Below are 23,705 nucleotides of genomic sequence, written 5' to 3' on the forward strand. Positions count from 1 at the left end.
TGCTGCTGCTCGGACGTCTGGGGGAAAAAGGGTGTGCCCGCAGGCACACCGTTAATACTTATTTTAAATCATCAACCATCTGAATCGCACGGCCGAGGTAATTGGCCGGTGTCATCTGCTTCAGACGCACTTTCTCTTCTTCCGGCAGTTCGAGGCTGTCGATAAAGGCCTGCATACCGGCTGCATCCACACGTTTGCCGCGCGTCAGCTCTTTTAGCTTCTCGTATGGCTTTTCAATGCCATAGCGGCGCATCACGGTCTGGATCGGCTCGGCCAGCACTTCCCAGTTATGATCCAGTTCATCCAGCAGACGATCGCGATTCACTTCCAGCTTAGAGATACCTTTCAGCGTCGCCTGATAAGCGATCAGCGCATAGCCCACGCCCACGCCAAGGTTACGCAATACGGTGGAGTCAGTCAGATCGCGCTGCCAGCGTGAAACCGGCAGTTTGCTCGCCAGATGCTGCATCATCGCATTCGCCAGACCGAGGTTGCCTTCGGAGTTCTCGAAGTCAATCGGGTTCACTTTATGCGGCATGGTGGAAGAGCCGATTTCGCCCGCGATAGTCTTCTGCTTGAAGTGATTCAGGGCAACGTAGCCCCAGATATCACGGTCAAAGTCGATCAGAATGGTGTTGAAACGCGCCATACAATCAAACAGCTCCGCGATGTAATCATGCGGTTCGATCTGAGTGGTGTACGGGTTCCAGGTGATGCCCAGTGAGGTGACAAACTGCTCGCTCAGCTGATGCCAGTCCACTTCCGGATACGCAGCAATGTGGGCGTTGTAGTTACCGACCGCGCCGTTGATTTTGCCCAGCACTTCGATTTTACTTAACTGGCGCAGCTGACGTTCCATACGGTAAGCGACGTTAGCCATCTCTTTACCCATGGTGGATGGCGTAGCAGGCTGGCCATGAGTACGCGACAGCAGCGGGATATCACGATATTCCTGCGCCAGACCTTTCACCGCATCGATGATTTTGTTCCAGAAAGGCACAATCACATCACGGCGAGCGGTTTCCAGCATCAGCGCGTGCGACAGGTTGTTGATATCTTCAGAAGTACAGGCGAAGTGGATGAACTCTGATACCGCATGCAGCGCAGGGATATCGGCCACTTTCTCTTTCAGGAAGTACTCAACCGCTTTAACGTCGTGGTTGGTGGTGCGTTCGATGGTTTTGATGCGCGCCGCGTCTTCTTCGCTGAAATTGGCGACAATTGCATCAAGGAAAGCGTTTGCGTCAGCATCAAATGCAGGAACTTCCTTGATCTCTGCGGTCGTAGCCAGTTTCTGTAACCAGCGAACTTCAACCTCAACGCGGAATTTCAGCAAACCGTATTCGCTGAAAATGGCGCGCAGCGGGCTGACTTTATCGCCATAACGGCCATCGACAGGTGAGACGGCGGTCAGAGAGGATAATTCCATCAGTGCAACTCCTGAATCGTTAACAAATTAGGGCAGGGCGGCGCTTAATACGCCGGGCCCAGCCGGGATAAAATGGTTTTGGCTTCACGCAGCAAACGCTGTCGCGAGAACATCAGTTGCAGGCGGCCACCGCCAACCTGCTGCCACAGCACAGCAGCACGAATACCTGCCAGTAAAGTGGCGCGTACTTTGCTCTGTACCTGAGAATTCTGTAATACCTGCGGCGAACCGGTGACCTGAATGCGCGGACCCAGCGGACTGATCACATCGACATAAATCCCCGCCATAGCACCAGTAATGGTTTCTGATTCCAGCTCGTAATGGGCTAATTGCCGGTCAAGCTGCGCGATGCGCTGAGAGAGCGTGTTAAGTGCCGTGCTGTTGCCGTGCAGTTTACGTTCCAGCACCATCATGCTCAGGGTGTAGCGCGTCATTTCAGCTCCCGCACCCTGGCGGCTGCCGCTGTTCAGCACGGCCATCAGCGATTCCAGACCGAGGTGCAGATTCGCTTCATCATTGCCAAAGACCGCCAGCGTCGAGCCGGGGTTCAGATCCAACAGGCTGCGCAGCGACACAGTTAATGCGGCATTGTTGCAAGTGCCCTGATGCGCTAATTGCTGCACCAGATGCGCGGACTGGCAAATGCCCGCCAGCGCGAGCGTTATCTCATAATAGTTCTTGGCCACGCTTAACTCCTGTCATCGCGTCGGCAGTGCCGACCTCAGGCTTCTGCCAGTGGCAGGCGCTGTTCAATAATGCCGCCGCCGAGGCAAACATCACCCAGATAAAATACGGCCGACTGGCCAGGCGTGACGGCCGCAACCGGCTCGTCAAAACGCACTTCAATACGCTCGCCATCGAGCGGGATAATTTCGCATGGAATATCGGTCTGGCGATAACGGGTTTTCACCGTGCAGCGCAGCGGTGCCGTCATCGTTTGGCGATCGACCCAATCCAGCTGCTGAGCAATCAGACCAACGGACATCAGGCGAGGATGCTCCGCTCCCTGAGCCACCACCAGACGATTGCGCGCCACGTCTTTATCGACCACATACCAGGGATCGTCGTTGCTCTCTTTGCGACCGCCAATACCCAGCCCTTTACGCTGACCCAGCGTGTGATACATCAGCCCCTGATGTTCACCGACAATCTCACCGTCAACGGTTTCGATTTCACCCGGTTGTGCCGGTAAGTAACGGCCAAGGAAGTCGCGGAATTTGCGCTCGCCGATAAAGCAGATACCGGTGGAGTCTTTTTTCTTCGCGGTGATCAAATCCAGTTCTTCAGCGATGCGGCGGACTTCGGGTTTCTCCAACTCGCCCACCGGGAACAGGCTTTGTGCAATCTGCTCATGGCTTAGGGTGTAGAGGAAGTAGCTTTGATCTTTATTGCCATCGAGGCCGCGCAGTAACTGGCTGGTGCCATTCACATCGGCGCGGCGCACATAGTGACCGGTGGCGATAAAGTCAGCGCCGAGATCTTCAGCCGCAAATTCGAGGAAGGCTTTAAACTTGATCTCTTTGTTGCACAGAATATCGGGATTTGGCGTGCGGCCCGCTTTGTACTCTTCCAGGAAGTGTTCGAACACGTTATCCCAGTACTCAGCCGCGAAGTTGATTTTGTGCAGTTTCATGCCGAGTTTGTCACACACGGCTTGTGCGTCAGCCAGATCGTCAGCGGCGGTACAATACTCCTCGCCGTCGTCTTCCTCCCAGTTCTTCATGAACAGGCCTTCAACCTGATAGCCCTGCTGTTGCAGTAGCCAGGCGGATACGGAAGAATCGACGCCGCCGGACATTCCGACGATCACTTTTTTCTGGCTGTTGTCAGACATGACGCACTCTTAATTACGATAAAAACAGGCGGCGCATTCTATCATGCCGAAGCCGGGCGCGCACCTTCATGAAACGGCCACTGGAACGGTGCCACCAGTTGCAGCGGATAACGTGCGCCTTGTTGCCACAATCGTACACTTTCGGCGACCAGCGGTGAACGCAGGCGATTCGCAGTGAGAATCTGCTCTGGCGGCAGCCACCAGCAGCAATCGATGTCACGATCGTGTGGCGATGTCTCGCATTTTTCCGGCAGATCGAGACCAAACAGGAAACGCACAAAAGGTGTATCGTCAGGCGCGATCCACTGCTGCACGCCGAGGAAATATTCGGGTTGAGCGTCAATGCCGGTCTCTTCAAATAATTCGCGCTGTGCCGCTTCGATGATCGTTTCATCGGCCTCCAGATGACCCGCCGGCTGATTCCAGGTAATGCGGCCGTGAACACGCTCTTCAACCACCAGCAATTCGCCTTGTGCCTGCACGATACAAGCCACGGTTACATGAGGTTTAAACATCCTTCCTCCGAAATTGTTAACTAAAAGTTATCGAAAAGCCCTGTTTAAGCTTCTGCACTCACTTCGCGCCACTCACCCAAGGCTAAATCGTCGAGTTGATAATTGCCCATGGCAAAGCGAATCAGGCGTAATGTGGGAAACCCAATATGCGCCGTCATGCGACGCACCTGACGGTTGCGCCCCTCATACAAGGTGATTTTCAACCAGCTGGTGGGGATGGCTTTCCGCTCGCGGATCGGCGGCTGGCGCGGCCACAGCCACTCTGGCTCGGTGACTAACTCGATGCCTGCGGGCAGCGTTGGTCCATCGTTGAGTGTGACACCACTGCGTAATAGGGATAAATCTGATTCCTGCGGTGCGCCTTCAACCTGAACGTAATAAATTTTTCCGGTGCGTTTACCGGGCTGAGTCAGTTGCGCCTGCAGCGCGCCATCGTTGGTGAGAATCATCAAACCTTCGCTGTCGCGGTCGAGGCGGCCTGCGGCATAAACGTCGCTAATCGGCACGAAATCCTTGAGCGTGCGGCGTCCCGCCTCGTCGCTGAACTGCGGTAAAACATCGAAAGGTTTGTTAAAGAGTATGACGCGTCGCGGTCCTTTTGGACGTGTGTCACGGCGCACGGGCTGGCGTGCTGCGGTGTTTGGACGCTTATCCTGGTGAATTCGTTGAGAAGTTTTTCGCATGGGCTTTGCAGTCAGAAACAATCGGCGCATTATAGCGCGAAACTGCGGTGATTGGCGTAGCGGAAATATTCAAGTAGTATTGACCCGCATCTTACAAATCATTAACAAAAAATCGCTCGAAGGAGAGGTTGATGGAAAGCAAAGTAGTTGTTCCGGCGGAAGGTCAAAAAATCACCCTGGATCAGGGCAAACTGAACGTTCCGAATAACCCAGTCATTCCTTACATTGAAGGTGATGGCATCGGCGTTGATGTTTCCCCTGTAATGCTGAAAGTGGTTGATGCCGCTGTGAAGAAAGCCTACAACGGTGAGCGTAAAATTTCCTGGATGGAAATTTATACTGGTGAGAAATCAGTAGAGCTTTACGGTCAGGATGTCTGGCTGCCGCAAGAAACCCTCGATTTAATCAAAGAGTACCGCGTTGCCATCAAAGGCCCACTGACGACCCCAGTTGGTGGCGGTATTCGTTCTCTGAACGTTGCGCTGCGTCAGGAGCTGGATCTGTACGTGTGTCTGCGTCCGGTTCGCTACTACACCGGCACCCCAAGCCCGGTTAAACGCCCAGAAGAGACCGATATGGTGATCTTCCGCGAAAACTCAGAAGATATCTATGCTGGTATCGAGTGGAAAGCGGGCACGCCAGAAGCGGATAAAGTCATCAAGTTCCTGCGCGAAGAGATGGGCGTGAAGAAAATTCGCTTCCCAGAACAGTGTGGTATCGGCGTTAAGCCGTGCTCTGAAGCGGGTACTAAACGTCTGGTGCGTGCTGCGGTTGAGTACACTATCACCAACGATCGTGATTCTCTGACTCTGGTTCACAAAGGCAACATCATGAAGTTCACCGAAGGCTCTTTCAAAGACTGGGGCTACCAGTTGGTGAAAGAAGAGTTCGGCGGCGAGCTGATCGATGGCGGTCCGTGGATGAAGTTCAAGAACCCGAACACCGGCAAAGAGATCATCGTGAAAGACGTGATCGCTGACGCCTTCCTGCAGCAGATCCTGTTGCGTCCAGCCGAATACGACGTTATCGCTTGTATGAACCTGAACGGTGACTACATCTCTGACGCCCTGGCGGCACAGGTTGGCGGTATCGGTATCGCACCTGGCGCAAACATCGGTGACGAATGCGCACTGTTCGAAGCGACCCACGGTACTGCACCTAAGTACGCTGGTCAGGATAAAGTGAACCCAGGTTCCGTTATTCTGTCCGCAGAAATGATGCTGCGCCACATGGAGTGGTTCGAAGCCGCAGACCTGATTGTTAAAGGCATGGAAGGCGCAATCGCCGCTAAGACCGTGACCTATGACTTCGAGCGTCTGATGGATGGCGCTAAACTGCTGAAATGTTCAGAGTTTGGTGACGCGATCATCGCGAACATGTAATTTGCCCTCAGGCAGAATGCATAACGGGAGCCCGATGGGCTCCCGTTTTTTTATGCGCTAAATTAATCGGCTTGCTGTTCAACGGATTTGGAGGCTGATGCATGCTGCTGCGACAAGCGCCAAAAATCATTGCCGCCTGGATGCTGATACATGCGCAGCCCAAACTGCCCGACAATCGCATAAATATATTCGAAGATCGCTGATTGCGAATTCTCATACTCAACCCAAAATATCGACGAGGTGAAGCAATAGACTTCTACCGGTAAACCTTCCGGCGAAGGCTTCATGGCGCGCACCACGATATACATATCCTGCTTAATGTCATCACGCTGCGACAGCCACGCGGTGAGATATTTGCGGAACACCGTCAAGTTAGTTATGCCGTTTTCGGCAAACCAGCGGTCACCCACGGCATTGCTGTCTCGTCCATCCATTAACAATGAAAGCTGCTCGCTGACGCCGCGAATCTGACTCATCTGCTGAATGAGTTCGTGATCGAGAAAGCGAATCGACATTTGGTCGAGGTGAAAGCTACGCATGATTCGGCGCGCGCCGGAGGAGAACATCGACTGCCAATTGGTATATGTTTCGGTCAGGAAGTTTTTCGTCGGGATGCGTGACAAAGTGTTATCCCAGTTGCGCAGCGTAATGGTGTGCAGCGCAATATCTATCACTTCGCCGCTAATACCTTTATCCGGCATCTCAATCCAGTCGCCAAGTTGCAGCACATCGTTGGATGACACCTGAATATTCGCCACCAGCGACATTAAGGTGTGCTGAAAGACCAACATCAATACCGCGGCAACCGCACCCAAACTCGAGATAATAATGACTGGTGATTTATTCGACATAATCGCCAGGATCATAATCGCCGAAATGATGTGCACCAGAATTTTGCCGACCTGAATATAACCTTTGATCGAGTGATTCTTGCGCTTTGACTTGCGGGAGTAGGAGTTATTAACGATCTCCAGCACTTCAGTGAAGAACAGCGACAGATAGACAAAGAACAAAATGCCGCAGATGGTCTTTATCGCGATCAGCAAATGCTCGGGCAAGTCCGGCATAAACTGCAGCAGGAAAAAGACCGTGATCACCGGGATAAAGTTAGAGAGCTTCTCAGAAAGCCTTACATCTTTATCGAGTGGCACCTGATTCTTGTGCGAACTAAAGAACACTCTTCGCACCACCTTTACCACAAAGAATTTGCAGATTAGATGGGTCACCATACCGGCAATCACCAATAGCAACAGGCTAAACGTGGTGGATAACAAGGTATTACTTTCGATAAATCTCTGGATATCACTTAAATATTTCATCTTAACCACAAGCCTGACTACGTTGGCGGGGATTCAATCACAAACTGCCATCATACTGTATGCGACAAGTGCGCAATTTATTGAGAAGGTTCGCTCATGACAATACATTTCGAAAAACTTTGAAACAGTTAGCATTCATGAATCCATCATCGTGCCTTTTTACTTTAAACCCGTTATCTTCAGCGCTTCTGATTTTGGAGGTGGTATGCAGGGTGTAATCAAATTCGTTAAAGGCTGGCTGCTGTTTTCCCTGCTGTGGGGCATCTTCATGTGGTTTATGTCGTGGCAGGCGCAAGGGGAGGCGATTCCGATGGTCATAGTGAAAAGCTTGTATGCCGGTCTGATTTATCAGGCGCTGATCACCATGGTCGCACGATACAAAGCGCGTCGCTCGCAAGCCTGATTGCTCACATCTACCCACACAGCTTTGCGTGTCGCTGACGCTAATTTGCACTCTCTCAGGCAATCTTAGCCGACTTAAATCTGTGTGGATGGGCGTTGGGATGGGTAAGAAGGCGATCGCGGCGTGGTTTTTCCTGTTAATTTCATTCGGTAGCTGTGCGCAGCTGCCTGACGAGCCGCTCTACTCTTCGGTGCATCATGGTCGTCATTTGGATGTGAATAACAGTACGGCTGATGTGGCGGAGACGCCGGATGAACATATTCAGGAAAGGTTGGATGAGGCGGGTCATCGGCACTAGTCAGGTTGAATAAGGCTGGTCATTACCACGGAGTATTGGGGCCGCACAGGCCCCCCATCACCGATTACTTCCTGCCGAGCAGGAATCCGACAATGATACCGATGCTGGCGGCAACCGCCAGGCCCGTCGCTGGGTTATCACGTACCGATTTGACCACGCAGTCTGCTGCATCCTGCACGGCATAACTGGCTTGTGCGGGATAACGACGCGCGGCACCCTTAGCCTGATGTTTGCGAGAGCCGGTCCATTCCCCAATTTTTTCTTCTACTGCGCCCGCTGCTTCGTTCAATTTTGCTTCCGCTTTATCAGTCATGATGACTCCCTGCTGTTTGTGAATATTACGATTCAGCGTAGTCACAGATTTTCAGGCAAGCAACCCGCAGAACCACGAGGTTGTAACAGCGGTTTGCAGGAATGCTGAATTCTGTCCAGGCTTGATGGAGAAAAGGTGCATTTTGCATCACTGTTTTTCAGGCCAGACAACAGCGGGAGGAGAGATGAAACGTGATGTGTTGAGTGAAGACGATTACGATGAAGTGTGCCGGGTCATTGGCGACGCGGTGATCGTCCTGTCTGAATGTGGTCATGAAACCAAACGTGCCGAGATCGCCGATTTATTACAGCGTACTCGCCACCATCGCGCGCATGACGAACGTGATGAACAGCGGATGCTGGAACATGCGATTCGCCTGGTCAGGCCATAAGTGCAAGAGGGTGTTCACTGACACCCTAAGCGTTGCCGCGATAAGCCGGATACCAGGTCACAAAAAAGTGGCGTAAATGGTCAAAACACCACTCGGCATCATCGGCTTGCTGGCAGTAATAGCGAATGGTGACTTTCTCATAGCGCATATGGCGCTGATGCAAAGGCGACCAACCCCAATCCAACACGGCACGCGCATAATTCACCAGCGTGCCCGCCTGCATGTTGTGCTGCTTCTCCTGACGGATCAGATAGAGTTCAAACGCCTGATCCAGACTTTGCGTTTCGTCACTGCTGCCACTTGAGAGTGCCGGGCGTAATGCCACATCGATAAATCCACACACCCCATCATCACGCTGCTGCCAGTCACAGGCTAAAGTCATGAACACCCCATCCTGCAAATTCACCTCTTCCAGTAAACGCCGTAAATTTTCGGAATGTTTACCCGCCGAGATTTCGTCGATGCGATCGGTCTCCAGCGTGAGGTCGAACCCACAGGGATTTACCGAGCCATCCGCGTTGGTGGAAGCGGGGAAGGGGAAATCGATGTAGCCGTTATTATCCAGACTCTTTTCCATAATGCAGGTCCGCAGCGTGAGGAAGCCTGACAATAAACCATCTTGCCTGGCTAAGCACGTTTAAGGGCACGTCCAGGTAATCATGGTGTTTTGATAAGGGTTAATCAGACGGAATTGCTTATCGGACAGTCGCTGAGCGGTAAAGCCCTCAGGCGTTACGGCAGACGGCACATACTGGAAACGATCGCTGGAGTGCAAGGTGCCACTTTTCACCGCCACGCCATCACGCGTGACCGTAAAAGCATTCACTAAATCGAAAATGCGCGCCTGAGTCTGCCCCATGGATTGCCCATAAATGGTCGCGACTTCGCCCGGGCAGTCGACACCTTTGGGTGTTGAGCTGCAGCCAGCCAATAATAAGAGGGTGAGTACTACCGTGATTCGCAACATGATCCTGTCCTGGTTCGTATCCTTGTTTGCAGTGGCCCGCTAATGCTCACTGATATGCTGATCATAGCAGGTCTGGCACCGCTTCCCATTTGCCATTTGCTTAATCGTTAAGCGGTAAGAATGTAAAGGGGTGACTTTGGTAGCAGATAAACGTTATTCTTGCCAGCGTTGCGCATCAGGTAAGCAAAACAAGGGCAAATCTATGAAAGAAGAAGAAGCCAGTTTAATGATTCTTCAGCACGCGATTGACAAATTAGAAGCCGACAAAAAAAAGCAGATTATGAACTGTGTAGCGGCCATACAAGAAGTGATGCAAGGCTTCGATCCGGAAGATGCGGGTCTGGCGTTAATGTTAGTGGCCGCTCAGGTCGCAGCAGAGTAATTCCCTTCAGTGTGTTCCTTCTCCCATCCGTTTGTGATGGAAATCCATGCAATATAGCTGCTGCTCAGTCGTTACCGGCTGATGCGCAGCGATTGTTCTTCACAGATTAATCTTTCTCCTGGTTCACATGACTGAGCGCTGTGCTAAACCTGACACTGAATCCAAAAGGAGGATGAGATGAAAAAGACACTGCTTTTAATTGGTACTTTTAGCCTTGGCCTACTGCTGGCGGGCTGCGCATCCGATCACGTCCTGCACACCACTGATGGACAAACCATTGTGGTGCAAGGCAAACCCAAAGTGGATGAAGATACCGGCATGATTACTTACAAAGATATTGATGGTAAAGAACAGCAGATAAATCGTAATCAAATCAAAGATATGAACTCGGTTAATTAGACGTTTCCAGTATCTCCTATCTTTGCAGGCCCGCATTCAGCGGGCCATTATCCGTCATCCCGCTTTTTTCTGTGTTACGCTTCCCGGCATAAATTCCAACGAAATCATCATCTAACCTCAGCGGAGAACCCAATGAAGGCGATAGCTATTGCCGTTGGCTTAATGGCGTGCCAAATCGCGCCAGCGTGGAGCGACAGCGAGTTTCAAATTACCTGCCCAGGACGACCGACCATGACGGTGTCGCGCGCGGGGTATGGTTTGAGCACCCTGATGTGGCCCAGTCGACATTTTCAGGTTGCTGCAGGACAACAGCGCACCCGTTTGCAAGGTGGTGACAAAGTGGCGATCACCCGTTTTCGTAATGGCGATCAGCTGATTGTGAACAAAAATAATGACGATACGTTCTTTGTCTTTGCCAATAGCGATAAGCTGATTCCCTGCAATCGTACCGAAAAACGCGATACAGAAATTCTTTCGCTGGAGCGTTACGACGACAGCCAGCGCCCCAATTCATAGTTGCCAGTCAATGGAGAAGACGATGCAATTAAGCGTAACCGACACCGTCACCGCACAAGATCTGGATGACGTCCGTCTTGGCCTCACCGAATATAACAGCCGCTTTATCGACCCCAGTGAGATGCAGGCGATTGGGGTATTCATTAAGGATGCTTCGGGCCGCAAGCTGGCCGGATTAACCGGTTCCACCTTTGGCAACTGGCTGCGTATTGACCTGCTGTGGGTAGGGGATGCGTTACGCGGGCAGGGTGCCGGAACACAGTTGATTCAGGCCGCCGAAACAGAAGCCCGCGCCCGTGGTTGCCGCTATGCGCAGGTTGATACGGCCAGTTTCCAGGCGCGCCCTTTCTATGAAAAGATGGGCTACAGCTTACGCTTCAGCCTCGATAATTACCCGCGTCACCATCAGCGTCACTATCTCAGTAAATCGCTGTAGCTACATCAGTGGCTGCTGGCGCAAATCCAGCGGCGACTGTTCTGCCTCATCGATTGCCGCCAGCCAACTCTGCAAATCGACTTTCGCCCATGACAGGTGACCGCGCGTGGTACTCATTAGCACGACGTCCGGACGCAGTGCGCGGTACAGCTCCAGCGATTGCTGCAATTCCTGCGGATTACTCTCTGGCACCAGCACGCTGATCCAGCGGTTGTAATCACAGGTCAAGGTATCGCCAACGAACAGATAAGTCTGGCCCAGCGGGGAATGATAAAGATAACTGCAGCTGCCTGGCGTGTGTCCAGGTGTCGGCAGCAGATGGAAATCGCCAAAATGGGTTTCCTGCTGGATGAAGGTCTCATCGGGTTCGACGATAAGGCTTACGGGCCCCAATGAACGGCTGTGGCAGTAAAGCGCGCTGTTAAAGCGCTGTTGGATTGCCACGGCACCGGGCGCGGCTTCATGCCAGTGGGTGAAGTAGTGGCGAATCACGCCGCCCGCATCATTGAGAAATTCATGATCGAGCGGATGTTCGATACGGCCGATGACCAGATTGCCGCGCGGATGGCGCAGCATAAAGCCATGCATCATTAAATCATTCGCCGTTTCTTCGGCGGGAAATTCCGGGGTGGAGATCCACAAATCTTCGTACAGTGGCTTCAATGTCGGTCTCCTGCGGCAAAACGTTAGCGCAATGTCGGGTGGCCGGTGAAGGCAAGCTGTGCTTCGCCCTGTTCAAGCTGTAAGGTCGCGCTGGCGCCCAGCGGCAGCGTGACGGTATCGGCATCGTGGCCAAACGCCAGATCGCTGATGACCGGAATTTGGTATTCATCGCGGATGCGTTGCCATACGCTGGCAAAATCGAAACCATTGTCATAGGCAGACAGTGAGGTGCTGGTAAAACTGCCAGTGATAATCGCCTGCTGACGCGCCAGAATACCGCTCTGATGCAGTTGAATCAGCATACGTTCAATGCGGAAAGGATGCTCATTCACATCCTCGATCACCAAAATGCCGTTTTCAATCTGTGGCATCCACGGCGTGCCTATCAGAGAACAGATCATCGCCAGATTGCCGCCCCACAACGTTCCTTGCCAGCGCCCTGCATCCGGGCTGTGAGACTGCCAGCTGATATTGACTGTAGGAGAAGAGAGCGCCTGCCAAAAGTGTGACAGGGTAAATTCGGATAATGCCTCTGCGCCGAAGTTGCCTGCCAGCATTGGGCCGCTGAAGGTCACCAATCCGGTTTGCGCCAGCAACGCCAGCTGAATCGCGGTGAAGTCACTGTGGCCACACAGGGCAATCGGCTGGTTGAGCAGTTGGCGCTGCAAACCCACATAATCAATCTGATCCAGTAATCGTGACGCACCGTAACCGCCTCGCACCGCCAGCACGATATCGGGCAGGGTGGTCAACGTTGCCAACTGATTCACATCATTTAATCGTTCCCCATCGTCGCCCGCAAAACGCTGGAAGCGGCGCGAAATCGCTGATAAGTTGTCCAACTGATGTCCCTGTGCCAGTAAACGACTCACAGCGCGTTGGGCCGCATCCTGATTATGGCAATAGCCGGAAGGGGCGATCAGACGAATGGAGCGAGGGGAAAGCATAGCGTTCATCCTGATTTAAAGTGGCCTGCCGATGATGGCGAAATCCGTTACTGAAGTCACGGTAGCACAAGGTTTTTTACGTATTTAGGATAAACGGTAATTTTGCATTGCGCTGCGCCAGGTATGATAGCTTGCGCCAACTCTATTGCGGAACCAAAAATCAGTGAAAATTCGACTACTTATGCTATCTGCGCTGTTGCTCGCGGGCTGTGCCAGTGAGCCAGAAAAAACGGTCGTGCCAGAGAAAAATACGCCATTAACCCAGGCACCCCCGTCGAAAGTGAATGATGCATGGTCACTGTTTACCGAAGATGCCGCCAGTCATTATGGCGTTGATGAGAAGTTAATCAGCGCCATTATTAGTGTCGAATCCGGAGGTAATCCCACCGTTACCAGCCGTTCAAACGCGGTAGGGTTGATGCAGATTAAAGCCTCAACGGCGGGTCGTGCGGTGTATCGCACCCAGGGACGCCACGGTCAGCCGACGTCATCCGAATTGCGCGATCCGGCGAAAAATATCGATATCGGCGCGGCTTACCTCAAGCTGCTGCAGGATTCTGAGTTGGCCGGCATTAGAAATCCACTGACGCTGCGCTATGCCACCATTGTTTCCTACGCCAACGGTGCCGGTGCGCTGCTGCGCACGTTCTCACGTAATCGCGATCAGGCGATTGCGATGATCAATTCCATGTCGCCAGACGAGTTTTACCAGCATGTTCAGAACAAACATCCGGCGGCACAGGCTCCACGTTATTTATGGAAGGTCACCACGGCTTATCGCACCATTGGCTGATATCTTCCGGTGCCTTAACGGTGCACTCGTCTCCGATAGAGGCGCCATTCATGGCGCCAGCTTCAATGACATCATTCCATCAGCAAGCGTGCCGTTGGATAATCCACAATCAGCACTTTCACATACCCGCCGCGTAACGCCCCACGAATCGCTTGTGCTTTTTCTTTGCCGCCCGCCAGCGCAACTACTTGTGCGCACTGCTTGACCTGCGCCAGCTCCATGCCAATCACCGGATCTTCTTCAGCGCTCAGCACCGGTTTACCCTCGGCGTCAAAGTAATGCAGGCAGATATCGCCCACCGCACCGCGTTCTGCCAGCGTGCGCAGCATCTCGCCGTCATAGTAGTTACCCGAGTTGCGCAGCAGCGCCGAAGGCTCAAGATCGCCGATGCCGACGATCGCCAGATCCACCTGATCAAACTTTTCCAGCACCACGGCCACGTCTGGGTTCACTGATAAGCGTTGGCGATCCTGTACCGAATGTTCAATCGACTGTGACGGCAGCAGCCAGGCCGGACAATCCAGCAGCGCCGCCAGATTTTGCGTCAGGATGGTAGCCTGCACGTTGCCGTTAGCACCCACGCCGCCGAGCAGTTGGATCACGCCTTTGCAGGGCGCAGTGAGCGGATGTAATGCATCCACCATCGCGCGAATGGTGCCACTCCATGATGAAATTCCGATCAGCTCATCGGCGCGCAAACGAGTTTCCAGATAGTGCGCTGCCGCTGAACCAATTGCCTGTTTAATTTGCAGCGCGGAAGCCTGATCCGGCACATCCACCACAATCACCTGTGGCAGCTGATACTGCTGCTCAATCGCCTTCTCCAGTTCGGGATAGACATTGGCTGGCGGCACCACGCTGATCTTCACCACGCCTTCTTTCACGCTGCGATTGAGGATGCGTGACACAAAGGATTGCGACAGCTTCAGCAGCTGGGCAATGTCGGACTGCTTCATGCCTTCCACATAATAAAGCGTGGCGATTTTCACCATCAGCCGCTGTTCATCCTGTTTTGCCATGGTTTTTTCTCTCTCTTAACCTGCCTGGTATTGTTAATCAGCCAGTCATAAATAACAACGCAGAACATTTTGTGATCGTTTTCGCTTTTTCAGGATCGCGCGATGGACGAGTTCGACAAGCCAGCGCATAGTCATTATGCATATAAAATCGCAATTGAATATATATTCAAGCGGAGAAAAATCAATGAAAGCTTCTGTCCTCAAAATGACCCTACTGGCTTCACTGATGTTGGCCTCAGCGGCAACGCTGGCGGCAGAAAAAGGTTTGATTGCCATTATCACGCCGTCTCACGATAACCCGTTCTTTAAAGCCGAAGCCGACGGTGCGCAGGAGAAGGCCAAAGCGCTCGGCTACACCACGCTGGTGGCCTCGCACGATGATGATGTGAATAAGCAGAACCAGCTGATCGAAACCGCCATTGCGCGTAAGGCCAAAGCGATCATCCTGGATAACGCCGGCGCAGACGCTACCGTCGGCCCGGTGCAGAAAGCCAAAGATGCCGGAATCCCGACTTTCCTGATTGACCGTGAAATCAATAAAACCGGTATCGCCGTGGCGCAGATTGTCTCCAATAACTACCAGGGCGCGCAGCTGGGTGCAGAGAAGTTCGCCAAGCTGCTGAACGGCAAAGGTGACTATGTCGAGCTGCTGGGTAAAGAGTCGGATACCAACGCGGGTGTGCGCTCGCAGGGCTATCACGACGTGCTGGATGACTATCCCGATATGAAGATGGTGGCGCAGCAGAGTGCCAACTGGAGCCAGACCGAAGCCTTCAGCCGTATGGAAACCATTCTGCAGAAGAATCCCAATATCGTGGGGGTGATCTCCGGAAACGACACTATGGCGCTGGGTGCGGAAGCGGCGCTGAAAGCCGCCGGTAAAACCAACGTGATTGTGGTCGGCTTTGACGGCAGCGACTACACCCGTGACTCCATCATCAATAAAGGCAACATCAAAGCCACGGTGCTGCAGCCGGGCTGGGATCAGGCTCAGATGGCGGTTGAGCAGGTGGATTACTACCTGAAAAACGGCAAAGCGCAAAAAGAAGAGAAGCAGCTGATGGATTGCGTGCTGATCGACGACAGCAATGCCTCGAAGCTGAAAAACTTCAATCTGGCGAAATAAGACGGAGGTCGGCATGAAGGGAAAAGCAGCAGCCGGGCTGATGGTTGGGCTCTTATCGCTGATGTTAACCGCCTGCACCGTGGTGGATCTCGATGCAAACGGCAATCCCATCATGCCGAAAGATCCCAATGCCAAACCCGGTTACAGCAACCAAACGCCGCAGCAGATCGCAGAGTCGAGCTGGGCCAGCCGGGTGCAGCAACCTGCCGAGAAGCAGGCGCTGAGCTGGGCAGATATGGAAACCAAAAGTCATACCGTCAAGGCCGGGGGCAGCGAAAGCGTGTTTGTGCGTGCCGGTGGCACCGTCACCGCCTTTGATAACAGCAATGAACGGGAACGCAGCCTGACCGTCACCATCAATGGCAAACCGGTCAAGGTGTTGATTGGGCCGGTGCTGCGCAGTAATGCGATTCGTGATGCGGCGGGCTATCGCTTTGAAGAGTTCACCAACCAGGTGCAATACGCGCAGCTGACCAAAGCGTTGAACCGGCATGCGGTTAAGCAACTTCCGCCGGTCGATGCCAGCTGGGTAGGTAAACCGGTACAGGCGCTGTTAGCCGTCAGCATGGAGCCGAATCAGGTGGATGGTGTGGTGGCGATTCAGTTGCAGCAGGGGAATCCATGATGAGCGATGAAATCATCTTGCAGGCCAGTCAAATGTCGATGCTGTTCCCGGGCACTCTGGCGCTGGATCGTGTCGATTATCGTGTCTGGCGCGGCAAAGTGAACGTCATCATCGGCGAAAACGGGGCGGGGAAATCCACGTTAATGAAGATTCTCGCCGGGGTACAGCAGCCCACCAGTGGCGAAATGTTCCTCAACGGCGAAAAAGTGGTGTTGAGCAGTACGCGAGACGCCGCCCGCCACGGTATCGGCATGGTGCATCAGGAACTCAACCTGTTCGAAAACCTGAGCGTAGCGGAAAACATCTTCCTGGGACGAGAAATCCAGCGCGGCATTAGCCCAATTAACGAAGCAGAACAGAAGCGCCGTACCGCTGCGTTATTGCAACGTCTCGACCAGCCGATTTCGCCGGATGAGATCGTCGGCAACCTGAAAGTGGGCCAGCAGCAACTGGTGGAAATCGCCAAAGCGCTGGCAGAGAACGCCGACATCTTAATTCTGGATGAACCGACGTCGGCGCTGAGCAAAACAGAAGTGGAGATCCTGTTCCGTGTGATCCGCGAACTGACGCGGCAGGGCGTTTCCATCATCTACATCTCGCATCGGCTCGAGGAGCTGATGGCGATTGGCGATGTGATCACCATTCTGCGCGACGGTCGCTTTCAGGCGGAAGCGAAGGTCAGCGACATCGATGTGCCGTGGATCGTGCGTGAAATGCTCGGCAGCGAGCCAGTGAGTAACTTTCTGCCGCCCGATCGTCAGTTCGGCGCCGCGGTGCTGGAAGCCGAGCACATCACCTGCGTCAGTGCCCATGGCAATAAGCTGGTAGACGACGTCAGTTTTAACGTGCGCGCCGGGGAGATCGTTGGCATTTATGGACTGATGGGCGCGGGACGCACTGAGCTGTTTGAGTGCCTGCTCGGCAGCCAGCGCAATTATCTCGGCAAACTGTGGCTGGACAGCAAACCGCTGCCGACGCGCTTGCCGACCGCCGAACGCATTCGTATGGGCATGAGCCTGGTGCCGGAAGATCGCAAACGGGCCGGTATTTTCCCGGTCTCCTCCGTGGCCAGCAATCTGACCATTGCCAGTTTATGGCGTCGTCTGTCCCATCGCACCGTGATTTCGGAACAGGCAGAGCGGGAAGCGGTGAACAGCACGGTAGGCAATCTGGCGATCAAAATCTCGTCACCCGAGGTGGCGATCAGTGCGCTGAGCGGCGGCAATCAGCAGAAAGTGGTGATTGGCCGTTCCTTGCTCACCAACCCGCGTTTATTGCTGCTGGATGAGCCAAGCCGCGGCATTGACGTCGGTGCCAAAGCGGAAGTGTTCCGCATGATGGTGAAACTGTCAGAGCAGGGCATTGCCGTGGTGTTTTCCACCTCCGATCTAAAAGAAATTATGGCTGTCGCCGATCGCATTCTTGTGATGTCCGGCGGCAAGTTGACAGCTGACCTGCCGCGCGCGGAAGCGGAAGAGGCAGCGCTGGTTAAAGCAAGTGCACAGGGGTTCTGAGCATGAAAAACAATGGCGCAATGGCGCTCGCTTCGCCAGGTAAGGTTTTCAACTCACGTGAAGGCATGATTCTGCTGCTGCTGAAGCTGCGCACCTTTATCGCGTTGTTCCTCATTGTTGGCTTCTTCGCCATCACCGTGCCGGATTTCCTCGCGGTGGGCAGCATGGTGATCATGGTCAAACACATCGCCATCAATGCGTTTCTGGCGCTCGGCATCACCTTTGTCATTATCACGGCGGGGATTGATCTCTCCATCGGTGCCACGCTGGGCCTGTGCGGCATGGTTGCCGGATGGTTGATCACCAAAGGCATTGTGCTGCCGATGTTTGGTATTGCCATCTTTCCCAGCGTCTGGGTAATTGTGCCCGTGGTGCTAGTGGTGGGCGGACTGATTGGTGCAGTGAATGGCTGGATCATCACGAAATATAATGTGGCCCCGTTTATCTGCACGCTGGGCACCATGTACATCCTGCGCGGGGCAGCGATGCTGACCTCTGGCGGCGAAACGTTTCCCGGCTTGCAGGGCAATCCACAGCTCGGTAACACGGGTTTTGACAAGATCGGCGCGGGCTATTTCCTTGGCTTGCCATGGGCGATCTGGATGATGGTAGTGCTGGCGTTAGTGATTGCCTATGTGGCACGCCGCCTGCCGTTTGGCCGTCAGGTGTATGCGATTGGTGATAACGAGCGTGCGGCAGAACTCTCCGGCGTCAAAGTGAAGTCAGTAAAAATCTGGGTGTACACCATTTCAGGTTTCTGTGCAGCGATTGCCGGCATTGTGGTTTCCTCGCAGCTGGTGGCCAGCCATCCGGCCAACGGTACTTCATTTGAGATGAACGCGATTGCGGCGGTGGTGCTCGGTGGCACTTCACTGGCCGGAGGGCGTGGTACCATTTTGGGCACGCTGGTGGGGGCTTTTGTTATTGGCTTCCTGGCGGACGGTCTGATCATGATGGGCGTCAGCGAGTTCTGGCAAATGGTGATCAAAGGCATCGTGATTATCGTGGCGGTGATCATCGATCAAATGCAAAGCCGCATGCAGCAGAAAGCCGCAGTGGTGGCACAGAAGGCAATGATTCAGGAAGGTGAGGCCAAAGGTTAATCGTTACCCGTCATAAGCCGAGCCGCAGGTGCGTTGGCTGCACTCGCTCACCCCAGTCACTTACCTGAGTAAGCTCCTGGGGATTTACGAGTTGACCGCCTTCCCGCAACTCAGCTTATTTAGGGTAAAAATCTGGGTAAATTTTTTATCTGTTGTGAATATATATTCAATAACGCTTTAAAATGCAGAGGTGTCTATGAATCCTTTCAAATACTCGGTGGCGGACCTGACCGCGAAAGCGCGCGCCGTGCGTCGCCGCATCATCCAGCTGAATGCGGGTAGCCCGGCGGGTGGACACACCGGTGCCGATCTCTCTCAGGTCGAAATCCTGACGGCGCTCTATTTCCGCATCCTTAATTGCGCACCGGATCGCACTAACGATCCGCAGCGTGACATCTATATCCAGTCGAAAGGGCACGCGGTCGGCGGCTATTACTGTGTGCTGGCAGAGGCGGGCTACTTCCCGACGGAATGGCTGCCGACTTATCAGCATTCGGATTCGCATCTGCCGGGTCATCCGGTGCGGCAGAAAACGCCGGGCGTGGAACTCAACACCGGTGCGCTGGGCCACGGTTTACCGGTGGCGGTCGGCATTGCGCTGGCGGCAAAGAAAGACAACAGCGACCGCCGCATCTTTGTGGTCACCGGTGACGGTGAACTGGCCGAGGGCAGTAACTGGGAGGCCGCGCTGGTGGCGGCGCACTACAACCTCGATAACCTGGTGATCATCAACGACAAGAACAAACTGCAGCTGGCGGGGCATACGCGCGACATCATGAACACCGATCCGCTGCCGGACAAATGGCGCGCCTTCGGTCTGGAAGTCACTGAGTGTAATGGCAATGACATGGCTTCCGTGGTGGAAACCATTGAAAACCTGCCGCGCAACGGCAAGCCGCAGGTGATTGTGGCGCATACCGAGAAAGGCTTTGGCATCTCCTTTATTCAGGGCAAACCAGAGTGGCATCACCGCGTGCCGAAAGGGGAAGAGATCGAACTGGCACTGGAGGAATTGAAAGATGAGTAATGCAAAACACCTGGCTACGGTGATGGTGGAGGCCTTTATTGATGCCGTGAATCGCGGTGTGGATCTGGTGCCGGTGGTGGCGGATTCGACTTCGACGGCCAAAATATCGCCCTTTATCAAGGCGTTCCCGGATCGCCTGATTAACGTCGGCATCGCGGAACAAACGCTGGTGGGCACGGCGGCCGGTCTGGCGATTGGCGGTAAAGTGGCGGTGACCTGTAATGCAGCACCGTTCCTGATTTCGCGCGCCAATGAGCAGGTGAAAGTGGATGTCTGCTACAACAACACCAACGTCAAACTGTTTGGCCTGAATGCCGGTGCCAGCTACGGCCCGCTGGCCAGCACCCACCACAGTATTGATGATATTGCGGTGATGCGTGGCTTCGGCAATATCGAAATTTACGCGCCATCCTGCCCGCTTGAGTGCCGCCAGATCATCGATTATGCCCTTGCGCATGTGGGTCCGGTTTACATCCGTCTGGATGGTAAAGACCTGCCGCAGTTGCACGATGAGAACTACCAGTTCCGTCCCGGCCAGATTGACGTATTGCGCGAAGGCAACGACATCGTGCTGGTGGCAATGGGCTCCACCGTGCATGAGGCGGTGAGCGCGGCCGAGCAATTACAGGAACAGGGAATCAGCGCAGGTGTGATCGCCATTCCATCAATTCGTCCCTGTGATACCCAACGTCTGCAAGAGCTGTTAAAGCATTATCCGGCGGTGATCACCGTAGAAGAACACAACGTCAATGGCGGCGTCGGCAGCCTGGTGGCAGAAGTACTGGCTGAAGGGGGCTGCGGTATTCCGCTGTTGCGTCTGGGTATCCCGGATGGGCAATACGCGATTGCTGGCGATCGAGCCTCCACGCGCGCGCATCATGGTATCGACGCCGCCAGCGTGGTGAAGAGTGCAGTGCGCATGTGTGCAGGAGCGTAAACATGGCGGGTCCATTAATACTGGCAATTGATGAAGGTACGACAAACGCGAAAGCCATTGCGGTGGACCGTGCAGGCAACGTGGTGGCGCGCGGCAGTCAACCTCTGACGCTGGCCCATCCGCAGCCGGGATTGGCCGAGCAGGATCCAATGGCGATCTGGCAGGCAGTGAAACAGGCGATAGAAAGCTGTCTGGCGCAGTGCGGCGGAGCGGAGGTGGCCGCAGTAGCGATCAGCAACCAGCGCGAGTCGGTGCTGATCTGGCAGCGCCGCGACGGCCAGCCTTTGACGCCGCTGGTGAGCTGGCAGGATCGCCGTTCGGAAGCCTTTTGTCGCGATTTACGCATGGCGGGCAAAGCGCCACGCATCACCGGTTTAACCGGCTTGGCGGTGGATCCGATGTTTCCGGCGGGCAAACTCACCGGGATGCTGGCCACGATTCCGGATGGACTGGCGCGTGCACAAGCCGGTGAACTCTGCATCGGCACGGTGGATAGCTGGCTCAGCTGGCAATTAAGCGGCGGCGAAAGTTTTGTCACCGATCACGCTAATGCGGCCCGCACCCAACTCTACAATTTGCACAGCGGTGACTGGGATGACGAACTGCTGACGCTGTTCCATATCCCGCGCCCGGCACTGCCGAACATTGTGCCCTCCGCCAGCGCGCAGGGTGTGGTCACCGTACAGGACATCCCCGGGCTGAAAGCGGGCACGCCGATCCTGTCGCGCATCGGTGATTCTCATGCGGCACTGCAGGCGCAGCGCAACGCAGGTGAAGAAGTGGTGAAAGCCACTTACGGCACCGGCTCATCGCTGATGATGTCGATGGCCACACCTTTGCTGACCGAAAACGGTCTCAGCACCACGGTAGCCTGGCATGATGGCACGCTGCGTTTTGCTTTCGAGGGCAATATCACGCATACCGGTTCGGGCGCGGCCTGGCTGGGACGCATGCTGGGCATCAGCGATCCACGTGAACTGACGGCAATGGCGCAGCGTAGTGAACATAATCAGGGCATCTATTTCGTGCCGGCGCTGTCGGGTTTGGGCGCACCCTGGTGGGATTTGAAAGCGCGCGGCATGGTGTGCGGCCTCACCGATGCAGCCACGCCAGAGGTGCTGGCGCGGGTGGCGCTGGAATCGATCACCTTCCAGATCGCCGACGTGTTCTTCGCCATGGAGCAGGCCAGTGGTGTGCAACTGCCCGCGCTCTGTGTCGATGGCACGGCAACCGAAAACAGTTGGCTGATGCAGCTACAGGCAGACGTGTTGCAGCGACCATTAAAACGTGCACCCACCGCCGAAGTTTCCGCGCTTGGTGCCGCATTGCTGGCGGGACGTTTACTCGGCTGGTGGCAGCAGGGCAGTGATATGCAGGCGCTGCAGGGTGGCAGCGTGGTTGAACCGCGCAGCGATCGCGCGGCCATCATGCAGGAGAATTATCGCGGCTGGCTGGAAGCGGTGGCGCGTTGTCGTTATCAACCGCATTAGTGTTCAGGCGGGGTAACCGCCTGAACATCGGTCACTAACGTTGTGCCGTCTGGGGTGAGGATTCATTGGAGGCATCGCTGAGATTAATCCGTGGTAATACACCCCCCGTAAACTCGACGCGACGCATTGGGAAAGCAAAACGAATCTGCTTCTGCTCCAGTTGCGCCATCAGCTGGAGGTTAATTTCCTGCTGGATGTCCATGTACTTGTTGTACTCGGCACTGAGCACGAAGTAGACCACTTCAAATGTCAGCTGCGACTCATCAAAAGCGAGGAAATGTGCGCGGTCAAAACGAGTATCCGGCACATCCTGAATGATCTCCTTCACCATGCTGCCAATTTGTCGCACTTTCTCAGCAGGCGTACCGTAATTGATGCCGAACTTAAACACGATGCGACGCTGCTGCATGCGTTTGTAATTGTGGATGGTCTGCTGCAGCAAGATGGTGTTCGAGCAAACGATCTGTTCGCCGCTCAGGCTGCGCAGCCGGGTGGTTTTCAGACCAATGTGTTCGATTGAGCCCGCCACATCGCCAAACACAATAAAATCGCCATGCTCAAAGGGCTTGTCAAAACCAATGGCCAGCGAGGCAAACACGTCACTCAACACCGTCTGAATCGCCAGGGCGATCGCAATACCGCCGACGCCGAGGCTGGCAACCAGTGCCGTAATATTGATGCCCATGTTGGACAGGATCGCCAACATCATCATCACCCACACCACCACCCGCAGCAGAATGCCGAGGATCACCGTGGTCACCGGATTGCGCACGTGCAATGGATCACGCAGCAAACTCTGTAGCCAGAGCCGGATACCACAGTCAATCCACATGGTCATTTGCAGAATAAAGGCCAGGAACCAGCCGTGTGCAATCGTCACGCTCCAGCTGGCGGGTAGGTCGACAAATCTCAGTGCAATCAGTAATGAGAAAATCAGCAGCAAAGGCTGGCTGGTGCTGCGCAGGATTTCCACCAGCAGTGTGGTGACGCGGTGATTCCGCTGCTCGCTGTAGTGCGCAATACGGTTGGATACAAAGCGGATGAGGGTACGCAAAAGCCAATACATCATCAGAGTACCGAAGACGATGATGGCGCTGTTTATCCAGAAGGTTTGATTGAGAAAAATGAGCTGTAAACGATGGGTAGAAAGCCAGTTTTCCATTGGGGAGATTCTCCTTGCTGGGAGGCGATAAA

29 protein-coding genes are annotated in these 23,705 nt (G+C 54.3%); 16 read left to right on the forward strand and 13 right to left on the reverse strand.

All coding sequences use genetic code 11. The features are described from left to right. Positions 1-58: 58 nt before the first annotated feature. From purB to rluE, 5 genes are read right to left on the reverse strand one after another with little or no spacing between them, the layout of a single operon-like run. Positions 59-1,429, reverse strand: coding sequence for an adenylosuccinate lyase (purB, locus tag ACXI0A_RS09675; RefSeq protein ID WP_224929156.1), 1,371 nt, complete (start codon positions 1,427-1,429; stop codon positions 59-61). 44 nt (positions 1,430-1,473) lie between these two features. Next, on the reverse strand, positions 1,474-2,115 hold the full coding sequence (gene hflD / locus ACXI0A_RS09680) for a high frequency lysogenization protein HflD (protein ID WP_476149160.1): 642 nt from the start codon (positions 2,113-2,115) through the stop codon (positions 1,474-1,476). A 35-nt stretch (positions 2,116-2,150) separates the two neighbouring features. Further along, entirely contained in the window at positions 2,151-3,263 is a 1,113-nt protein-coding gene (gene mnmA / locus ACXI0A_RS09685; protein WP_224929151.1) for a tRNA 2-thiouridine(34) synthase MnmA, read from the reverse strand. Positions 3,264-3,304: 41 nt separating this feature from the next. Beyond that, positions 3,305-3,778, reverse strand: a complete 474-nt coding sequence (locus tag ACXI0A_RS09690; protein WP_476149158.1) for an NUDIX domain-containing protein — start codon at positions 3,776-3,778, stop codon at positions 3,305-3,307. 44 nt (positions 3,779-3,822) lie between these two features. Beyond that, a complete protein-coding gene (gene rluE, locus ACXI0A_RS09695; protein ID WP_476149156.1) occupies positions 3,823-4,491 on the reverse strand; it encodes a 23S rRNA pseudouridine(2457) synthase RluE in 669 nt (222 codons plus the stop codon). A gap of 101 nt (positions 4,492-4,592) precedes the next feature. Here rluE and icd point away from each other — a divergent pair, with 101 nt between their 5' ends. Continuing rightward, positions 4,593-5,843, forward strand: a complete 1,251-nt coding sequence (gene icd, locus ACXI0A_RS09700; RefSeq protein ID WP_224929142.1) for an NADP-dependent isocitrate dehydrogenase — start codon at positions 4,593-4,595, stop codon at positions 5,841-5,843. A gap of 62 nt (positions 5,844-5,905) precedes the next feature. Here icd and ACXI0A_RS09705 read toward each other — a convergent pair whose 3' ends face one another. After that, positions 5,906-7,162 carry a mechanosensitive ion channel domain-containing protein gene (locus ACXI0A_RS09705; protein WP_476149154.1) on the reverse strand — a complete coding sequence of 419 codons (1,257 nt, stop codon included), beginning with the start codon at positions 7,160-7,162 and terminating at the stop codon, positions 5,906-5,908. A gap of 205 nt (positions 7,163-7,367) precedes the next feature. On the opposite strand from ACXI0A_RS09705, the gene ACXI0A_RS09710 reads away from it, so the two are divergent. Beyond that, on the forward strand, positions 7,368-7,565 hold the full coding sequence (locus ACXI0A_RS09710) for a DUF6404 family protein (RefSeq protein WP_414004067.1): 198 nt from the start codon (positions 7,368-7,370) through the stop codon (positions 7,563-7,565). A 100-nt stretch (positions 7,566-7,665) separates the two neighbouring features. Next, the gene (locus ACXI0A_RS09715; RefSeq protein ID WP_476149153.1) at positions 7,666-7,863 is read left to right on the forward strand and encodes a hypothetical protein; all 198 of its coding nucleotides are present in this window, start codon (positions 7,666-7,668) and stop codon (positions 7,861-7,863) included. A gap of 64 nt (positions 7,864-7,927) precedes the next feature. Here the strand turns inward: ACXI0A_RS09715 and ACXI0A_RS09720 are convergent, their stop codons facing one another. After that, positions 7,928-8,176: a DUF883 family protein gene (locus ACXI0A_RS09720; RefSeq protein WP_034822005.1), complete on the reverse strand. Its 249-nt coding sequence runs from the start codon at positions 8,174-8,176 to the stop codon at positions 7,928-7,930. Between the two features lie 184 nt (positions 8,177-8,360). On the opposite strand from ACXI0A_RS09720, the gene ACXI0A_RS09725 reads away from it, so the two are divergent. Further along, complete coding sequence (locus tag ACXI0A_RS09725; protein ID WP_476149151.1) at positions 8,361-8,567, forward strand: DUF2767 family protein; 207 nt, start codon at positions 8,361-8,363, stop codon at positions 8,565-8,567. 25 nt (positions 8,568-8,592) lie between these two features. On the opposite strand, the gene ACXI0A_RS09730 is transcribed toward ACXI0A_RS09725, so the two are convergent. Both ACXI0A_RS09730 and ACXI0A_RS09735 read right to left on the reverse strand, forming a co-directional pair. Next, positions 8,593-9,144, reverse strand: coding sequence for a hypothetical protein (locus tag ACXI0A_RS09730; protein ID WP_476149149.1), 552 nt, complete (start codon positions 9,142-9,144; stop codon positions 8,593-8,595). Positions 9,145-9,204: 60 nt separating this feature from the next. After that, entirely contained in the window at positions 9,205-9,534 is a 330-nt protein-coding gene (locus ACXI0A_RS09735) for a hypothetical protein (RefSeq protein ID WP_034821995.1), read from the reverse strand. Positions 9,535-9,736: 202 nt separating this feature from the next. On the opposite strand from ACXI0A_RS09735, the gene ACXI0A_RS09740 reads away from it, so the two are divergent. The 4 genes from ACXI0A_RS09740 to ACXI0A_RS09755 all read left to right on the forward strand — a co-directional run bounded on the left by ACXI0A_RS09740 (position 9,737) and on the right by ACXI0A_RS09755 (position 11,267). After that, a complete protein-coding gene (locus ACXI0A_RS09740; RefSeq protein WP_045813892.1) occupies positions 9,737-9,916 on the forward strand; it encodes a hypothetical protein in 180 nt (59 codons plus the stop codon). Positions 9,917-10,093: 177 nt separating this feature from the next. Continuing rightward, positions 10,094-10,315, forward strand: coding sequence for a YgdI/YgdR family lipoprotein (locus ACXI0A_RS09745; protein WP_038647524.1), 222 nt, complete (start codon positions 10,094-10,096; stop codon positions 10,313-10,315). A 132-nt stretch (positions 10,316-10,447) separates the two neighbouring features. Continuing rightward, a complete protein-coding gene (locus ACXI0A_RS09750) occupies positions 10,448-10,831 on the forward strand; it encodes a hypothetical protein (protein WP_224929125.1) in 384 nt (127 codons plus the stop codon). Positions 10,832-10,853: 22 nt separating this feature from the next. After that, positions 10,854-11,267 carry a GNAT family N-acetyltransferase gene (locus ACXI0A_RS09755; protein ID WP_224929122.1) on the forward strand — a complete coding sequence of 138 codons (414 nt, stop codon included), beginning with the start codon at positions 10,854-10,856 and terminating at the stop codon, positions 11,265-11,267. Here the strand turns inward: ACXI0A_RS09755 and ACXI0A_RS09760 are convergent, their stop codons facing one another. Then, positions 11,268-11,930 (reverse strand): MBL fold metallo-hydrolase, encoded by a 663-nt coding sequence (locus ACXI0A_RS09760; RefSeq protein ID WP_224929119.1) that lies wholly within the window; start codon positions 11,928-11,930, stop codon positions 11,268-11,270. 23 nt (positions 11,931-11,953) lie between these two features. After that, positions 11,954-12,877, reverse strand: a complete 924-nt coding sequence (ldcA, locus tag ACXI0A_RS09765; protein ID WP_224929116.1) for a muramoyltetrapeptide carboxypeptidase — start codon at positions 12,875-12,877, stop codon at positions 11,954-11,956. Between the two features lie 163 nt (positions 12,878-13,040). Here ldcA and emtA point away from each other — a divergent pair, with 163 nt between their 5' ends. Then, on the forward strand, positions 13,041-13,670 hold the full coding sequence (emtA, locus tag ACXI0A_RS09770) for a membrane-bound lytic murein transglycosylase EmtA (RefSeq protein ID WP_224929113.1): 630 nt from the start codon (positions 13,041-13,043) through the stop codon (positions 13,668-13,670). 71 nt (positions 13,671-13,741) lie between these two features. Here the strand turns inward: emtA and ACXI0A_RS09775 are convergent, their stop codons facing one another. Next, a complete protein-coding gene (locus ACXI0A_RS09775; protein WP_200571400.1) occupies positions 13,742-14,689 on the reverse strand; it encodes a sugar-binding transcriptional regulator in 948 nt (315 codons plus the stop codon). Between the two features lie 184 nt (positions 14,690-14,873). On the opposite strand from ACXI0A_RS09775, the gene ACXI0A_RS09780 reads away from it, so the two are divergent. The 7 genes from ACXI0A_RS09780 to ACXI0A_RS09810 all read left to right on the forward strand — a co-directional run bounded on the left by ACXI0A_RS09780 (position 14,874) and on the right by ACXI0A_RS09810 (position 22,511). Beyond that, positions 14,874-15,815: a substrate-binding domain-containing protein gene (locus tag ACXI0A_RS09780; protein ID WP_476149145.1), complete on the forward strand. Its 942-nt coding sequence runs from the start codon at positions 14,874-14,876 to the stop codon at positions 15,813-15,815. Between the two features lie 13 nt (positions 15,816-15,828). After that, entirely contained in the window at positions 15,829-16,440 is a 612-nt protein-coding gene (locus ACXI0A_RS09785; protein ID WP_476149143.1) for a DUF2291 family protein, read from the forward strand. Next, positions 16,440-17,954: a sugar ABC transporter ATP-binding protein gene (locus ACXI0A_RS09790; protein WP_224930284.1), complete on the forward strand. Its 1,515-nt coding sequence runs from the start codon at positions 16,440-16,442 to the stop codon at positions 17,952-17,954. The genes ACXI0A_RS09785 and ACXI0A_RS09790 overlap by 1 nt, the downstream gene beginning before the upstream one ends. 2 nt (positions 17,955-17,956) lie before the next feature. Then, positions 17,957-19,057, forward strand: coding sequence for an ABC transporter permease (locus ACXI0A_RS09795; RefSeq protein ID WP_224929105.1), 1,101 nt, complete (start codon positions 17,957-17,959; stop codon positions 19,055-19,057). Positions 19,058-19,253: 196 nt separating this feature from the next. Next, positions 19,254-20,084, forward strand: coding sequence for a transketolase (locus ACXI0A_RS09800; RefSeq protein WP_224929102.1), 831 nt, complete (start codon positions 19,254-19,256; stop codon positions 20,082-20,084). Next, positions 20,077-21,021 (forward strand): transketolase C-terminal domain-containing protein, encoded by a 945-nt coding sequence (locus tag ACXI0A_RS09805; RefSeq protein WP_476149141.1) that lies wholly within the window; start codon positions 20,077-20,079, stop codon positions 21,019-21,021. Before ACXI0A_RS09800 ends, ACXI0A_RS09805 begins: the two co-directional genes overlap by 8 nt. A 2-nt stretch (positions 21,022-21,023) precedes the next feature. Continuing rightward, positions 21,024-22,511 carry an FGGY family carbohydrate kinase gene (locus ACXI0A_RS09810; RefSeq protein ID WP_476149139.1) on the forward strand — a complete coding sequence of 496 codons (1,488 nt, stop codon included), beginning with the start codon at positions 21,024-21,026 and terminating at the stop codon, positions 22,509-22,511. Positions 22,512-22,545: 34 nt separating this feature from the next. Here ACXI0A_RS09810 and ACXI0A_RS09815 read toward each other — a convergent pair whose 3' ends face one another. Beyond that, positions 22,546-23,673 (reverse strand): mechanosensitive ion channel domain-containing protein, encoded by a 1,128-nt coding sequence (locus ACXI0A_RS09815; protein WP_476149137.1) that lies wholly within the window; start codon positions 23,671-23,673, stop codon positions 22,546-22,548. Between the last annotated feature and the right edge of the window lie 32 nt (positions 23,674-23,705).

Source organism: Pantoea sp. C1E2 (assembly GCF_056491465.1).

Coding starts and splice junctions, on each gene's coding strand:
- purB (WP_224929156.1), bottom strand. CDS start 1,429: ATGGAATTATCCTCTCTGACCGCCGTCTCACCTGTCGATGGCCGTTAT.
- mnmA (WP_224929151.1), bottom strand. CDS start 3,263: ATGTCTGACAACAGCCAGAAAAAAGTGATCGTCGGAATGTCCGGCGGC.
- ACXI0A_RS09690 (WP_476149158.1), bottom strand. CDS start 3,778: ATGTTTAAACCTCATGTAACCGTGGCTTGTATCGTGCAGGCACAAGGC.
- rluE (WP_476149156.1), bottom strand. CDS start 4,491: ATGCGCCGATTGTTTCTGACTGCAAAGCCCATGCGAAAAACTTCTCAA.
- icd (WP_224929142.1), top strand. CDS start 4,593: ATGGAAAGCAAAGTAGTTGTTCCGGCGGAAGGTCAAAAAATCACCCTG.
- ACXI0A_RS09705 (WP_476149154.1), bottom strand. CDS start 7,162: ATGAAATATTTAAGTGATATCCAGAGATTTATCGAAAGTAATACCTTG.
- ACXI0A_RS09710 (WP_414004067.1), top strand. CDS start 7,368: ATGCAGGGTGTAATCAAATTCGTTAAAGGCTGGCTGCTGTTTTCCCTG.
- ACXI0A_RS09715 (WP_476149153.1), top strand. CDS start 7,666: ATGGGTAAGAAGGCGATCGCGGCGTGGTTTTTCCTGTTAATTTCATTC.
- ACXI0A_RS09720 (WP_034822005.1), bottom strand. CDS start 8,176: ATGACTGATAAAGCGGAAGCAAAATTGAACGAAGCAGCGGGCGCAGTA.
- ACXI0A_RS09725 (WP_476149151.1), top strand. CDS start 8,361: ATGAAACGTGATGTGTTGAGTGAAGACGATTACGATGAAGTGTGCCGG.
- ACXI0A_RS09730 (WP_476149149.1), bottom strand. CDS start 9,144: ATGGAAAAGAGTCTGGATAATAACGGCTACATCGATTTCCCCTTCCCC.
- ACXI0A_RS09735 (WP_034821995.1), bottom strand. CDS start 9,534: ATGTTGCGAATCACGGTAGTACTCACCCTCTTATTATTGGCTGGCTGC.
- ACXI0A_RS09740 (WP_045813892.1), top strand. CDS start 9,737: ATGAAAGAAGAAGAAGCCAGTTTAATGATTCTTCAGCACGCGATTGAC.
- ACXI0A_RS09745 (WP_038647524.1), top strand. CDS start 10,094: ATGAAAAAGACACTGCTTTTAATTGGTACTTTTAGCCTTGGCCTACTG.
- ACXI0A_RS09750 (WP_224929125.1), top strand. CDS start 10,448: ATGAAGGCGATAGCTATTGCCGTTGGCTTAATGGCGTGCCAAATCGCG.
- ACXI0A_RS09755 (WP_224929122.1), top strand. CDS start 10,854: ATGCAATTAAGCGTAACCGACACCGTCACCGCACAAGATCTGGATGAC.
- ldcA (WP_224929116.1), bottom strand. CDS start 12,877: ATGCTTTCCCCTCGCTCCATTCGTCTGATCGCCCCTTCCGGCTATTGC.
- ACXI0A_RS09775 (WP_200571400.1), bottom strand. CDS start 14,689: ATGGCAAAACAGGATGAACAGCGGCTGATGGTGAAAATCGCCACGCTT.
- ACXI0A_RS09780 (WP_476149145.1), top strand. CDS start 14,874: ATGAAAGCTTCTGTCCTCAAAATGACCCTACTGGCTTCACTGATGTTG.
- ACXI0A_RS09785 (WP_476149143.1), top strand. CDS start 15,829: ATGAAGGGAAAAGCAGCAGCCGGGCTGATGGTTGGGCTCTTATCGCTG.
- ACXI0A_RS09790 (WP_224930284.1), top strand. CDS start 16,440: ATGAGCGATGAAATCATCTTGCAGGCCAGTCAAATGTCGATGCTGTTC.
- ACXI0A_RS09795 (WP_224929105.1), top strand. CDS start 17,957: ATGAAAAACAATGGCGCAATGGCGCTCGCTTCGCCAGGTAAGGTTTTC.
- ACXI0A_RS09800 (WP_224929102.1), top strand. CDS start 19,254: ATGAATCCTTTCAAATACTCGGTGGCGGACCTGACCGCGAAAGCGCGC.
- ACXI0A_RS09805 (WP_476149141.1), top strand. CDS start 20,077: ATGAGTAATGCAAAACACCTGGCTACGGTGATGGTGGAGGCCTTTATT.
- ACXI0A_RS09810 (WP_476149139.1), top strand. CDS start 21,024: ATGGCGGGTCCATTAATACTGGCAATTGATGAAGGTACGACAAACGCG.
- ACXI0A_RS09815 (WP_476149137.1), bottom strand. CDS start 23,673: ATGGAAAACTGGCTTTCTACCCATCGTTTACAGCTCATTTTTCTCAAT.